Source organism: Brucella intermedia LMG 3301 (assembly GCF_000182645.1).
GTDB lineage: Bacteria > Pseudomonadota > Alphaproteobacteria > Rhizobiales > Rhizobiaceae > Brucella > Brucella intermedia.
The window spans coordinates 269,643-282,834 of record NZ_ACQA01000002.1 but is presented as its reverse complement, the minus strand read 5'-3'; the positions used below and the strand labels follow the sequence as shown (position 1 = coordinate 282,834).

Sequence of the window (13,192 nt, the reverse complement as noted above, 5' to 3'; positions counted from 1 at the left end):
CTAGGCTGCTTGCGGAAGTTCCATCAGCGGACGCGGCGGCAAGGCAAAAGGCGGCGCTTTCGGGAAAAGGTTGAAGCGCAGGGCGACCAGCGCCATTCTTGTGCGCTTGGCATTTGCCGGCGATCCGCTTTCGATGATGGTCGTGATCGCTTCGTCGATGGAGACGAGCAGATTTCTGTCGATCTCATCAGCCTCCTGCGGCTTGCTGGCCAAGGCTCTGTAATGCGCACCGACACCGTCCAGCACCGCATCAACAGCCGCCCGGCAGTTTTCGGGCAGCTTGGAACGATATTGCTGAAGATCGATCGTGTTCATGCCGTTTCGCAGGTCGCGCAGCAAATCGACCTTCGCGACATCAGCCGCCGCAACCAGCGCCAGGCGAGGTGTCATCATGCCGATGCGGTCGATCATGCGGAGCAGCAGGCGGTTCATGCGCTGGCGGCGATGTCGTCCCGGGCGGCGTTCGGCGGCAAGCGCGATGTCGTTCCAGCCCGCCTTGATCAGGCGGCGAACGCTCCATTCCGCCCCCACCGATCGTACAATCGAAGTTACCGCCGCGGCGATCACGATCCCCAGAACCGTGGCCAGATTGGCGTTGGCAAAACTCACAAAATCGTGGGTCAGATGGCCCTGCAGCATGAGCATGTTCGGCAGATTTACGCAAAGAACCATTCCCAGCAAAAATTGCGACGGAATGGCAAGCAGCAGGCCTGCCGGAATGAGGAAAAGCCCCAGCACCAGAACCAGCGGGAAGAAGCCGTCCACAAGCGGCAGAAGCGCGAATTCAAAAATGAAAGCAGCCGCAATGACGATCAGAAGCAGCCAGTTGAACTTGCGCATGACTGGCACAGGATCGTCCATCGTTGCGAAGATGCAGCAGAAGATGCCCGCCATCATGGCTGCGGCGCTGCCTTGGGACCAGCCGCTGGCGATCCAGAAAGCGGTTGCCACGCAGGTGGCCAGAAAAGCCGAAAAGCCTGACAGAAGCGCCATGCCGTAGTCGCGATGCATGGGGCGAGCTTTCAGATGGGCGTCATAACGGCGCCACCGTAGCGAATGCCGCGAACCCGACAGGATATCCTGACGCAGTGTGATACAATCGCTCCATATCTGGACCAGATCGCGAACGCGCGCAGCCACGTTGAAAGGCAGCAATTCGCCCCAGCTTGTCGCATCTTTCCCGTGCCGGTCAATGTCTTCGATCAGCCGTAACAGGACGGCGCGGCGTTCCTCCGTCAGGTTCTCGCCGCTTTCTATCCAGTCGCAAGCTTCGTCCAGGAGCTTTTGCACCGCCGGATGCCAGGGCTTCTCGTTTTCACCGGGCTTCAGCGCCAGCACGTCGTGCAGGCTTGATATGATCGGAAGAACCGCCACCATGCGCTGCTGCAACACATGAAGCAGCGCACCGACATTCCTGATCGACGAGGTGTCATAGGCAACATGCGTGGTCAGATTGCGCAGCTCCAGCGCATCGGCCGCCAAACGCTGCCGATCCCGAAGGAATTCGGGCGTCGCGCCTTCCCCCCGCAAGCTCGCGAGCGCGAGCTTTGAACCATCCCGCAGCCAGTTATCGATACGACTGACGAGCACCGGACCGCTATGGCGCGGAAAAACGAGACGATTGACGACAGCGGCACAAATGATGCCGATCGCGATTTCCTCCACTCGTCCCACGGCGTAGTCGAAGGTGGTTTCCGGCACGGAAACAACGGCAAAGCTGGCGATTGCCACCGTATAACCGGCAAGCATGAACAGATAGCTGCGCGGTGTGCCGTCAAGCAGGCTGATTGCAAGGCAAAGCCCCATCCAGAGGCCGATGGCCAATGTCAGAATTTCAGGCGAATTGACGAGATGCGGCACGAACAGAATGGTCACCGCGCCGCCAATAATCGTACCGATGAGGCGATAGAACCCCTTGGACGTGGTGGCCCCAGACAAGGGATGCGCCACGATATAGACCGCCGCAATGGACCAGTAAGGATTGGGCAGATTGGCCACCAAACCGATCCACAGCGCAAGCATGCCCGCAGCGAAAGTCTTCAATGAAAAGACTACATCCCAAAATTTGGGGTTTGTTTCGGCTGGTTTCGTCATGGCTTGTGGGGGCACCGGTTGAACGCACTGCGTCTTTCCGGTCAGACGGCCGATCAGAAAGACTATGTTTGAAATTTCTCATTCAGCTTGCGCAAGACTTCCATGGCGACATCGACCGCATCGGAGTCGAAATCGCCGAGGAAAAGAGCGCGAAGACGGGCAGCAGACTTTTCCACCTTGGCGGCAAGAGCGCGGCCATCCCCTGTCAGTTGGATGAGCTTGACGCGACGATCGGCATCATCGGCAATCCGCTGGATCAGGCCATCCTTTTCCAGCTCATCGACGACCCGGACAATCGTGGCGCCCTCAATACCGACCCTTTCGGCCAGCACACCTTGAGGAATACGATCTCCATGCCGCAAGAGGGTCATCAGCGGTATGGCTTTCGCGTCGGAAAGACCATGTTCCGCCATCGCCGCATCGAAAGCTTTCCGCCATCCTCTGGCAGTACTGGCAAGAAGCGGCGCGAATTCGACCCACGCTTGTTTCATCACATCAATTCCATTCAAATAGATAGCTTCATACCTATATGGATACAATCTAGTTAAATGCAACTTCCCTGATATTTCCCATCAATTGTTTGTGTAGGAATGCTCATCGATTGCCTCGACATGCGTCGCCAAAGCGCTTGACCGCCGCCCCTGCCCTCTGCCATCGATGCTGACATGCGCGCAAATTACAAAATGCAGAGACTGTACGTCGAAAACGACCTCCAATCTGGCAGCCAGATCGAGGTTGCCTCGCAGGCCGCACATTATCTTACCCATGTCCTGCGATTGAAGGAGGGGGATGAAATCCTCGCCTTCAACGGACGTGACGGTGAATGGAAATCACGACTGAGGCCGGAAGGTAAAAAGCGGCTTTTTCTCGAACCTTTCGATCAAACGCGTCCGCAGCCCCCAGCAAGTGACCTGATCTATTGCTTCGCCCCGCTGAAACAGGGACGGCTGGATTATATGGTGCAAAAAGCAGTGGAGATGGGTGCGGGCGTTCTGCAACCGGTCATTACACAGCACACTCAGGTACCGAAACTCGGAACCGACCGTATCAGGGTCAATGCGATAGAAGCCGCGGAACAGTGCGGCGTTCTTTCCTTGCCGGCATGCCGCGAAACCATTCGCTTTGACCGATTCATCGAGCAGTGGGACGAAACCCGTCACCTGATCTTCTGCGATGAAGGACACGAATCGGACGATCCGCTGACCATCTTGCAAGCCATGAAGCCCGGCCCTGCCGCATTGCTGATCGGTCCGGAAGGTGGTTTTTCCGAAGACGAGCGCCAGACACTCCGAAGGCTCCCATACGTGACGGCTATTCCCCTCGGCCCACGAATCCTGCGCGCCGATACCGCTGCCGTCGCAGCCATGGCTTTGGTGCAATCCGTGCTCGGAGACTGGCGCAATGCAGGATGACATTCTCGAAACCCGATGTTCAATGGAATTGACTTGCGTGATTTGACAAATTTGTCCAATCACGCTGAAACGCGAAAAATCGACTAGGGACAGACTGCATGGCGCGCGATACGACGGACGAAACGGCACTGACGGGCGTTGAACAACTGGCAGGTTATCTGGCTGGCGGATGCAAGCCCAAAGACGCCTGGCGCATCGGCACCGAGCATGAAAAATTTCCATTCTATACAGCCGACAACAGTCCGGTTCCCTATGAGGGTCCGCGCGGTATCAAAGCCATCCTCGAAGGCATGCAGGCCAAGCTTGGCTGGGAGCCCATCATCGATGAAGGCAACATCATCGGTCTGGTAGAACCAACCGGACAGGGTGCGATTTCGCTTGAGCCCGGTGGCCAATTTGAGCTTTCCGGGGCACCACTTTCCACCATTCATCAGACATGCCGTGAGGTGAATGCACATCTTTCCCAGGTTCGCGAAATTGCAGAGCCGCTCGGCATCCGCTTTCTTGGCGTTGGCGGCAGCCCGAAATGGACCTTGGCCGAAACGCCCATCATGCCGAAATCGCGCTACAAGATCATGACCAACTACATGCCGAAAGTGGGGCATGAAGGTCTGGACATGATGTACCGCACTTCAACCATTCAGGTGAATCTGGATTTCAGTTCCGAACGGGACATGCGCCGCAAGATGCAGGTATCCATGAAGCTGCAATCTGTGGCGACAGCACTTTTCGCCAGTTCTCCATTCACGGAAGGCAAGCCGAACCGCCTGCTGTCCTGGCGTTCGAATATCTGGCGCGATACCGACAATCAGCGTTCGGGCGTTCTGCCTTTCGTCTTTTCGGAAAATTTTGGTTTTGCTGACTATGTCGAATGGGCGCTTGATGTTCCGATGTATTTCATCCTGCGCGACGGTCATTATCATGACTGCACGCATGTCACGTTCCGGCAGTTCATGAATGGAGCGCTGAAAGGCGAAGTAAGTGACCCGCTACCCAACATGGGCGACTGGACCAACCACCTTTCCACTCTTTTCCCGGAAGTGCGCCTGAAGCGCTTCCTGGAGATGCGCGGAGCCGATGGTGGCCCCTGGCGCCGCATCTGCGCACTTCCCGCCTACTGGGTCGGCCTGCTCTACGACGAAGAAGCTTTGACGGCGGCCGAGCTTCTGACCAAGGACTGGACCTACGAAGAAGTTCTCGCGCTGCGCAACGAAGTTCCAGCCAAGGCACTGAATACAACCTTCCGCGGCAAGCCGCTGGAACAGGTCGCACGCGAAACTCTGAAAATTTCCAGGCTCGGCCTTTTGAACCGCAACAAGCTCAACAGCGATGGCCATGACGAAACGCATTTCCTCGCACCGCTTGAGGAAATCGTTGCGGCTGGCATCACAGACGCCGAGCGCATGCTGAAAGCATATAACAGTGTATGGGCAGGGTCGGTCGACCCAATCTTTCTGGAATATGCCTACTGAGCGTAGGCCTCGACCACATCCATTAAAAAAGGGCGCGTTATTCGCGCCCTTTTTTTCAGCTCACAACCTGCTGGCCTTTGCTGGGATCCGGTATCACGACGATTGTGCTGCCATCGCGCACATTGTTGTAAAGATCGATTACATCCTGATTGAGCATACGGATGCACCCGGACGATACCGCCTTGCCGATGCTCCAGGCTTCCGGTGATCCGTGAATGCGATAAAGCGTGTCCCGCCCATCCTTGTGAATGTACATCGCTCGTGCGCCAAGCGGGTTCTTGATCCCCGGAGGCATTCCGCCATTGGCGATGCTGTAAGGCTCCAGGGCGGGTTGACGCGCGACCATCTCATCCGGCGGCGTCCAGCGCGGCCATTGGCGCTTGTAAGCGATCTTTGCGCGTCCCGCCCAGGCAAAACCATCGCGCCCGACCCCAATACCATAGCGCATGGCCCGGCCATTACCGAGAACATGGTAGAGATACTTGTTCGGCGTATCGACGATAACAGTGCCTTTCACTTCATCGGTTGGATAATCGACCTCCTGCCGCCAGAATTTGGGATCGACCTTGCTCGTATCGACGGCCGGGATCGGGAATTGTTCGTCAGGCAACGCCTGGTACATCAGCGGTACCGGTCGCGACGGCGCAGGTTGAGGCAGTTTTTTAACCGGTTGAGACGGCTCTGGCACCGTCGAGACACAGCCCGACAATGCAAAGGCGCTGGCGCCTATGAGAAAGCCGCGACGGCTGAAAGCAGCCTTCGCGAAGCCATTTGTAAGGTCGTCCTGGGATTTTTTACGCGACATCCTGAATCTCTAGCAATGACAGATGCGCGAGAAAAAGATGCTCAAGCTTAAGTCAGCCTTAAGGCTGCACAAACCCGGCACAAAGCGGAAAATACAGCGAGCGACTGTTGCTAAAATAGCGATCCCTGATTACCGGATCCGGGAGATTGAACTTTCTTTGTTTGAACGGGCTTTGCGGGCTCGCTCCCGCCCCCCTCATCCGCAATGACAGCCACGTCACCATCGCGAAACCGTATCGACAAGGCGTCACCCGCCGATACGGTTGCAGCCTGCTTTATCGGCTTCCCTTCTGCGTCGAAGACAACCGCAAAACCACGCTCCAGCACGCTTTCGTAAGAAAGCGTGCGCATGAGGCGCTCCAGTTCCTGCCCGCGCCGTTTGGCTCTTTCGATGAGAATTCGCACCGCCTGGTCACGACGGCGGTCCAGCTGTTCCATGGAATTGGTTGCAAGTTTCGTGCGCCGCAGTATCGGCTCTGCCGATAGACGATTTGCCCGATGTGTAAAGGTCGTTCGGCGCTCCCTCAGGAATGTCTCAAGGGCTCGAGGCAATCTTTGCCCGAGAACGGAAATACCGCGTTCCAGTTCCGTAAACCGACGTTGCAGAAGGCGCGGCGATAGCTGTCGCACATGCCCTTCAAAGTGTACCCGCTTCTTCTGCGTGTTGACGAAAAGAGCACGGGTGAGACGCGAAGCCGCTTCATCGAACCGCCGACGCGGCAAAGCCAGCAACTGGTCAGCCGATGGGAGAGCGCGCGCCGCCGAACGGTGGCTTCGCCGTTTCAGATCGATAAAACGGGAAATAGCCGAGGAAAGCCGTGCGGATTGCCCCGCCAGCGCCGCCAGCAGGTCGGCCTTTACCGGCACGGCCATTTCCGCCGCACCGGTCGGCGTGGGGGCGCGAATGTCGGCTGCGAGATCGATCAAGGTCCAGTCGGTTTCGTGGCCGACAGCCGAAATCACGGGTATGTGCGATGCGGCAACAGCCCGAACGACGATTTCGTCGTTAAACCCCCAAAGGTCCTCAAGACTGCCGCCACCGCGCGCCACGATGACCACGTCGGGCCGCGGAATTGCCCCGCCCTCCGGCAAAGTATTGAAACCATGTACTGCGGTGGCCACTTCCGGACCGCTTGTTTCGCCCTGCACACGCACGGGCCAGACGATGACGTGCAGCGGATAACGGTCTGCAATCCGGTGAATAACGTCGCGAATGACTGCCCCGGTTGGAGAAGTAACCACCCCGATCACACGAGGCATGAAAGGGAGGAGTTGCTTGACGGCGGGATCGAAAAGGCCTTCCGAAGCCAGCCGCCGTTTGCGTTCTTCCAGAAGCGCCATCAAGGCGCCCGCGCCGGCGGGTTCCATCTGTTCGATGACAATCTGATACTTTGAAGAACCCGGATAGGTCGTGAGCTTGCCAGTGGCGATGACCTCCATTCCTTCTTCAGGACGGAAGCGCAGCCGACTCATCGAGCCGCGCCAGATCACGGCCTCAAGACGCGACCGATCATCTTTCAACGCGAAATAGGCATGGCCCGACGAATGCGGACCACGATAGCCGGAAATTTCGCCGCGCACGCGCACATGCCCGAACACATCCTCGACCGTGCGCTTCAACGCGCCGGAAATCTCGGACACGCTATATTCAGCGACATTGGACGATGCGCCGGTAAAACTCGAATCGGAACCCATGCTCATCCCATCATAGGCAACCAGGTGGCATGGCTGGTCAAGAAGCCATGCGGCGATTTACTGCTTCGTCACCAGCCTGGCAGCAATTCGTTGGCTCGCACCCTCCTCGTGCGGACCGCAGGAAACGGCGATATTTCAGCCGAAGCCATCGCGCCCGGTTGCGGTGACGATATATTGTCTAGACTTTCAATGATGTGCTGCGCAAGTGCATCTACGACAGCGTTTTGTTTTGTATGGCCGCGCATGATGCCGATGCCGAATTCCGGCAGCATTCCAAACCCGTCAGCTTCGCCAAGAACACGCATACCCGGGCGGAGCGCGCACTCCGGAAGTACCGAAACCGCAAGCCCGGAAAGAACTGCCGCCGCCAGCACTGTCGCAGACCAACTCGTGATTATGATGCGATAATCACGCCGGGCCGCTTCCAGCACATCGATAGCGGCATGACGCCAGATACAGGTTGGACGCCCGACAGCCAGCGGCAATACGGCTTCTTCGTGCACCGCGTGGTTGGCGGACGTAACCCAAAGCAAGGGCTCCGTGCGAACCACCTCGGACCGGCGTTTGTCATCGCACTGGGTGACTAGGGCAATATCCAGCGTTCCACGACGGATCATTTCGTCCAGATTGACGGTGGGTTCGCACACAACCGACAATTCGACGCGCGGGTTCGATCGTGCAAACCGCGCCATGATTTCCGGCAGAAAGCGATCGGCATAATCGTCCGGTGTGCCGATGCGAACGTGGCCTTCCAGTTGAGTATCGTCGAAGGCCGCGATGGTTTCACCATTGAGCTGCATCATGCGGCGTGCATAGAGCAATAGCCGCTCCCCCTCTTCGGTAAGACGATTGGTCCGTCCGTCGCGTTCGAACAAAGGTTTGCCGATGCGCTCTTCCAGACGGCGCATCTGCATCGAAACGGCTGATTGCGTCTTGAAAACAGCGTCCGCGGCACGCGTAAAACTGCCCATGTCCGCGATGGCTATGAAGGTCTGCAACTGATCGAGATCCAGAGGCGTGCTCATTAGCGTGATCCATCACTATTATTGAAGAATGACATTAAAAACATTCGCTGGAACAATCAATTCGATTGTTGGATAAAGCCGCCATCGTAAAGGAAAAGGAGCCGCGCAAGCGAATGACCCTGACGATGAGGATAACCTAGCCCCGCTAAATCAAAGGAGAGCGGACATGACAGCGACAAGCAAGATAACGACCACGCATTTACCGGCAACGAGCGCCTCGACCTCCACGCTCACGCAAATGGTGAAAGCCGTATTCACGTCGATCATGCGTCGCTGGGCGTTTTCCAAGGGTCGACGGCAATTGCTGAACCTGAGCGACTTTGACGATCACATGCTACGCGATATCGGGCTGCGCCGTGAGGATATCTACACGGCAGTGCATTATCGAGGCATTGAGGATCCTACCCAGGTTCTAAGCGAACTAGCAGACGCACGTCTGCGGATCAAGGCAACACGCCGGATATGCTGAACCGGTAGTCTCTACATCTGGCAGGCGCCACCTTCACATGCCGGGCCCCCTCCCGGCCAGCCTGCCCATTGCCCGGCCGCTCCTCCGCTGGCCGGGCTTTTTTATGTGGCTGCTTGGGAAGGACACTTCTCTGCAAGCCATTTCGCAACGGTCCGAACACTCGAAATAAGCAATCGCTGGATAACTGAAATCGCTTTGATTTTTTTCAAAGAAAAGTGTTGCGTTCGGTGTTTGAGTTCGCTAGATGGGGGCCGTCGCGAACGAGTACACGCTTCTGTCGCGCTTGCGGGCCTCCAAGTTGAAGGCGTATGCAAATCCCTGCTGGGGGATAGTTTAAGGGTAGAACAGCGGACTCTGACTCCGTTAGTCTTGGTTCGAATCCAGGTCCCCCAGCCATTTGCTTTCGAGAAAAAGCTTGGATACTTTTTAGCTTTTTGGCGGCAAGTTCATGTCGCCATTGCCAAAAAAATGCTCCCTCAGTGCTCGGCGTTCGGTGCCTGACCCCAACTATCAGTATCCATTGCACACACTCAGGAATAGGGCCCCTTCGGGCCCGCGATCTCCTTGGCTATTTCGAATTCGAGCAACATTACAAAAAATTCAGTTTCCACTCTTGAACTTGGCCAAACCATACACATTTGAAGAAATGCAGCGCCGGGCCCCTCTGGTCATGGCTACCGCTATGGCGATGTCGGGGCTGCTCCACTTGTTCAAATGGAGATGGTCCGGCGATGGATTCGCTTATTGTAGCCCTATCGGGCGATTTTCTTGGTACACCTGTATATTTTTGGGCGGCATTCATTGTTGTCGTCGTGGGCTTGCTTGTCTTCGACCTCGGCATTCTCCATCGTGACGAACACGAGATCGAAGCCAAGGAAAGCCTCCTGCTTTATGGCTTCTATGTTCTGATCGCATTGGCCTTCGGTGGCTGGGTGTGGTGGCAGCGCGGAGCGGAAGCCGGCCTGGAGTTTTATACCGGTTACTTGATCGAGCAGAGCCTCGCGATGGACAATATGTTTGTCATCGCCACGATCTTCGGCTTTCTCGGCATTCCGCGCCTTTATCAGCACCGCGTGTTGTTCTGGGGTATTCTCGGTGTCATCGCCTTCAGAGCAATCCTGATCGGGCTGGGCGCGGCACTTGTGCACGAGTTCAACTGGATTCTTTTCCTCTTCGGCGCGTTCCTTGTTTTCACCGGCTTCAAGATGTTCGGTCACAAGGACGAGACGCCTGACATCGAACAGAACGCCGTTTTCAAATTTCTGCGCCGTCGGTTCAACATCACCAGCGAGTTGCATGGCCGCAATTTTACGGTCAAGCAACCGCATCCGAAGACCGGCAAGATGGTCACCTGGCTGACACCACTGGCAGTTGCTCTGATCATGGTGGAAACAGTCGACCTCATCTTCGCGGTCGACTCTGTCCCGGCCGTCTTCGCCGTTACCCAGGACACGTTCATTGTCTACACCTCGAACATCTTTGCCGTTCTGGGTTTGCGTGCGCTTTACTTCGCACTCGCCGCTGCGATGAACCGGTTCCGCTATCTGCAGGTCTCGCTTGCAATCATTCTGGTGCTTATCGGCATCAAGATTTTCCTCGTGCCGCTCGGCGTTCACATCAACACGCTGCTGTCGCTTGTCGCGACGCTGGTCATCCTCGCAAGCGGAGTACTGTATTCGCTTTATAAAACCCGCAATGAACCGGACGTGAGCGTTGAGGACCTCGCCAAGCAGCACCATACCGAAAACTGAGCGAAAGCAGTTTTGACCACGGAGAGGCCGGCGCTAATCGCCGGCCTTTCTGTCGATAAAGTCCGGCCCCATACTATCTGAGCATATGAGAATTTATGGGTAGCACCTGCGGGATTGTCCCGATATGAGTGCGCCATGACACGCAAAGGCCAAGGCTATCTATTCACACTTCTCGCGGTTACCATTTTCGCGACGCAGGATGGTATCTCGAAGTACCTTGGTACGCATTATTCGCCCATCCTGATAACGATGATCCGCTATTGGGTTTTTGCAGCTTTCGTTCTTCTGCTTGCCATTCGCTCCGGCGGCATCGCCAAAGCTGCCGCGACGAACCGCCCATTTCTGCAGCTTTTTCGCGGTATTCTGCTTGCCGCCGAAATCGTGACCTTCATCTTCGCGCTCAGCCGTGCAGGCATGGCAACGGCGCAATCGATCTTTCAGGGTGCACCGCTGCTGGTGACCATGCTTTCCGTACCGTTTTTGGGTGAAAAGGTGGGATGGAGGCGCTGGACGGCGATCATCGTTGGACTGATCGGTGTCCTGCTGATCATTAATCCCGTCAATGCCAAGTTCGACGCGTCCCTGCTTCTGCCTGTTGCAGCGATGGTCATGTTCGCCGTCTATGCTGTTGCGACGCGCGCCGTCAGCAAAAGCGACGACGCCATGACCAGCTTCTTCTATACCGGGATGGCTGGTGCTGCGGCCCTTACATTCGTAGGCAGCTTCTATCTGATGCCGATTGCACGGAGCGACTGGTTCTGGATGGCGGCTCTTTGCGCCTGCGGCATCGCGAGTCACTACTTCCTGATCCGTGCCTATGACATTCTGGAGGCTGGAGAAGTGCAGCCCATCACCTATCTTCAACTTGTTATAGGCGCATGTATCGCAGTTACGGTATTCCATGAACAGCTGACATGGAACATTGTCGCCGGTGCGCTTATCGTCGTAGGCGCCGGACTGTTTTCTGTCTTCCGGGAACGTCAGCTCGGTAAAAGCAAGCCGCCCGCTCTCGGCTAGCCCCCCAAAAAACGTGCTGTTTTGAGTTTATAACATTATAGCATTCATTTTCTGCGGCTTCCGGTCGTTGGCTGATAACTTGACAAATAAAACATGATAATTTAATTCATGTTTTGACCTCTTCTGGTCGCGTAGACTTCCAGCCGGCGCTTGACCTACGAGAGCGCCGGTCTTTTTATGTCTTTTGGACCGCACCAGCATGGTTGAGTGGATAAGTCATGACGCAGCCAGTCACATCGCATAGCAACTCCATAAAGACGGACTGCGTGATAGCGGGCGGCGGGCCAGCAGGCTTGATGTTAGGTCTTCTGCTTGCCCGTTCAGGCGTGAGCGTGACGGTTCTCGAGAAGCACCCGGATTTTCTGCGGGATTTCCGTGGCGACACAATTCATCCATCCACTCTTCAGATCATGCATGAGCTTGGCTTGCTGGACGGCCTGCTTGCGTTACCCCATACCAAGGCGTACCGCTTACATGCGGAGATCGGCGGCCAGGACATAACGATAGCGGATTTTTCCAGGATTCCAGCGCGGTGCAGATTCATCGCTTTCATGCCACAATGGGAATTTCTGGATTACATTGCACGCGAAGCTGCGAAGTATCCTAATTTCAAACTCATAATGCCGGCCAACGTAGTGGAACTGATTGAACGGGACGGAAACGTCACCGGTCTAGTTGCGGCAACGCCCGCTGAAACGATCGATATCAGCGCTAAACTCGTAGTGGGTGCCGACGGCAGAAACTCCGTGGTGCGCACAAAAGCCGGTATGGAGATCGAGAGCTTTGGTTCGCCAAGCGAGATACTCTGGATGAAACTGTCTCACCTTCCCGATGACCCGCCCTATACGATGGGTCATGGCGGCCCCAGGCAGGGGTTCGTCATGATCGATCGCGGCGACTCCTGGCAATGCGGTTATGTGCTGCGCAAGCAGACTTTCGCCGAGGTAAAACAGAAAGGGCTCGATGCATTCAGGGAAGCGGTAGCGAAAGTATCCCCATTGCCCCCTGACCGGATGGACGAAATACATACATGGGACGACGTCCATCTGTTGAGTGTGCGCATCGATCGACTGAAGAAGTGGTGGAAACCGGGACTTTTATGCATCGGCGATGCCGCCCATGCCATGTCGCCTATCGGTGGTTTCGGAGTCAATCTTGCCATTCAGGATGCTGTAGCGGCCGCAAATAATCTGGCTGCGCCGCTCAAGAGTAACGACGTCTTGTCCCGCCATCTTGCAGCCGTCGAGGCGCGACGCCGCTTTCCCACAAAGGCGACGCAAAAGCTGCAACTCATGATGCGCAGCGATCGCCGCAAACGCGAGACGAAAAACGGGAGGCCGGATGGACCGCCCGCTTTCATGCGGTATCTCGCCCGCTGGCCAATCCTCGCGCACCTCGCGGGCAGACTGATCGGCGTCGGCTTCCGCCCGGAGCACGTGCGCAGCAACTAAGG

Annotated in this window: 11 protein-coding genes and 1 tRNA gene; 7 read left to right on the top strand and 5 right to left on the bottom strand. The window is 56.4% G+C overall.

All coding sequences use genetic code 11. The features are described from left to right. Together OINT_RS13800 and OINT_RS13795 are read right to left on the bottom strand one after the other, a co-directional pair. Entirely contained in the window at nucleotides 1-2,094 is a 2,094-nt protein-coding gene (locus tag OINT_RS13800; RefSeq protein WP_006468469.1) for an FUSC family protein, read from the bottom strand. 62 nt (nucleotides 2,095-2,156) lie between these two features. Continuing rightward, a complete protein-coding gene (locus OINT_RS13795; RefSeq protein WP_006472490.1) occupies nucleotides 2,157-2,585 on the bottom strand; it encodes a MarR family winged helix-turn-helix transcriptional regulator in 429 nt (142 codons plus the stop codon). Nucleotides 2,586-2,759: 174 nt separating this feature from the next. Here OINT_RS13795 and OINT_RS13790 point away from each other — a divergent pair, with 174 nt between their 5' ends. Together OINT_RS13790 and OINT_RS13785 are read left to right on the top strand one after the other, a co-directional pair. Further along, nucleotides 2,760-3,506, top strand: coding sequence for a 16S rRNA (uracil(1498)-N(3))-methyltransferase (locus OINT_RS13790; RefSeq protein WP_006468467.1), 747 nt, complete (start codon nucleotides 2,760-2,762; stop codon nucleotides 3,504-3,506). Between the two features lie 98 nt (nucleotides 3,507-3,604). Next, the gene (locus tag OINT_RS13785) at nucleotides 3,605-4,978 is read left to right on the top strand and encodes a glutamate--cysteine ligase (RefSeq protein ID WP_006468466.1); all 1,374 of its coding nucleotides are present in this window, start codon (nucleotides 3,605-3,607) and stop codon (nucleotides 4,976-4,978) included. Between the two features lie 55 nt (nucleotides 4,979-5,033). Here OINT_RS13785 and OINT_RS13780 read toward each other — a convergent pair whose 3' ends face one another. The 3 genes from OINT_RS13780 to OINT_RS13770 all read right to left on the bottom strand — a co-directional run bounded on the left by OINT_RS13780 (nucleotide 5,034) and on the right by OINT_RS13770 (nucleotide 8,502). Beyond that, complete coding sequence (locus OINT_RS13780) at nucleotides 5,034-5,783, bottom strand: L,D-transpeptidase (RefSeq protein WP_006468465.1); 750 nt, start codon at nucleotides 5,781-5,783, stop codon at nucleotides 5,034-5,036. Between the two features lie 110 nt (nucleotides 5,784-5,893). Beyond that, nucleotides 5,894-7,477 carry an exodeoxyribonuclease VII large subunit gene (xseA, locus tag OINT_RS13775; RefSeq protein WP_025092081.1) on the bottom strand — a complete coding sequence of 528 codons (1,584 nt, stop codon included), beginning with the start codon at nucleotides 7,475-7,477 and terminating at the stop codon, nucleotides 5,894-5,896. A gap of 68 nt (nucleotides 7,478-7,545) precedes the next feature. After that, entirely contained in the window at nucleotides 7,546-8,502 is a 957-nt protein-coding gene (locus OINT_RS13770; RefSeq protein WP_006468463.1) for a LysR substrate-binding domain-containing protein, read from the bottom strand. A gap of 166 nt (nucleotides 8,503-8,668) precedes the next feature. On the opposite strand from OINT_RS13770, the gene OINT_RS13765 reads away from it, so the two are divergent. The 5 genes from OINT_RS13765 (at nucleotide 8,669) to OINT_RS13745 (ending at nucleotide 13,190) form a co-directional block, all read left to right on the top strand. Continuing rightward, the gene (locus tag OINT_RS13765; protein ID WP_006468462.1) at nucleotides 8,669-8,971 is read left to right on the top strand and encodes a DUF1127 domain-containing protein; all 303 of its coding nucleotides are present in this window, start codon (nucleotides 8,669-8,671) and stop codon (nucleotides 8,969-8,971) included. Between the two features lie 322 nt (nucleotides 8,972-9,293). After that, nucleotides 9,294-9,367 (top strand) — tRNA-Gln (locus OINT_RS13760). 335 nt (nucleotides 9,368-9,702) lie between these two features. Then, nucleotides 9,703-10,722 carry a TerC family protein gene (locus tag OINT_RS13755; RefSeq protein ID WP_039853172.1) on the top strand — a complete coding sequence of 340 codons (1,020 nt, stop codon included), beginning with the start codon at nucleotides 9,703-9,705 and terminating at the stop codon, nucleotides 10,720-10,722. Nucleotides 10,723-10,857: 135 nt separating this feature from the next. Next, on the top strand, nucleotides 10,858-11,739 hold the full coding sequence (locus OINT_RS13750; protein WP_006472486.1) for a DMT family transporter: 882 nt from the start codon (nucleotides 10,858-10,860) through the stop codon (nucleotides 11,737-11,739). A gap of 218 nt (nucleotides 11,740-11,957) precedes the next feature. Continuing rightward, nucleotides 11,958-13,190, top strand: a complete 1,233-nt coding sequence (locus OINT_RS13745) for an FAD-dependent oxidoreductase (protein WP_006468459.1) — start codon at nucleotides 11,958-11,960, stop codon at nucleotides 13,188-13,190. Nucleotides 13,191-13,192 lie beyond the last annotated feature (2 nt).

Excerpts from the sequence above, each read along its gene's own strand:
- xseA (WP_025092081.1), bottom strand. The coding sequence starts at position 7,477 with ATGGGTTCCGATTCGAGTTTTACCGGCGCATCGTCCAATGTCGCTGAA.
- OINT_RS13790 (WP_006468467.1), top strand. The coding sequence starts at position 2,760 with ATGCGCGCAAATTACAAAATGCAGAGACTGTACGTCGAAAACGACCTC.
- OINT_RS13800 (WP_006468469.1), bottom strand. The coding sequence starts at position 2,094 with ATGACGAAACCAGCCGAAACAAACCCCAAATTTTGGGATGTAGTCTTT.
- OINT_RS13795 (WP_006472490.1), bottom strand. The coding sequence starts at position 2,585 with ATGAAACAAGCGTGGGTCGAATTCGCGCCGCTTCTTGCCAGTACTGCC.
- OINT_RS13765 (WP_006468462.1), top strand. The coding sequence starts at position 8,669 with ATGACAGCGACAAGCAAGATAACGACCACGCATTTACCGGCAACGAGC.
- OINT_RS13755 (WP_039853172.1), top strand. The coding sequence starts at position 9,703 with ATGGATTCGCTTATTGTAGCCCTATCGGGCGATTTTCTTGGTACACCT.
- OINT_RS13750 (WP_006472486.1), top strand. The coding sequence starts at position 10,858 with ATGACACGCAAAGGCCAAGGCTATCTATTCACACTTCTCGCGGTTACC.
- OINT_RS13745 (WP_006468459.1), top strand. The coding sequence starts at position 11,958 with ATGACGCAGCCAGTCACATCGCATAGCAACTCCATAAAGACGGACTGC.
- OINT_RS13780 (WP_006468465.1), bottom strand. The coding sequence starts at position 5,783 with ATGTCGCGTAAAAAATCCCAGGACGACCTTACAAATGGCTTCGCGAAG.
- OINT_RS13785 (WP_006468466.1), top strand. The coding sequence starts at position 3,605 with ATGGCGCGCGATACGACGGACGAAACGGCACTGACGGGCGTTGAACAA.
- OINT_RS13770 (WP_006468463.1), bottom strand. The coding sequence starts at position 8,502 with ATGAGCACGCCTCTGGATCTCGATCAGTTGCAGACCTTCATAGCCATC.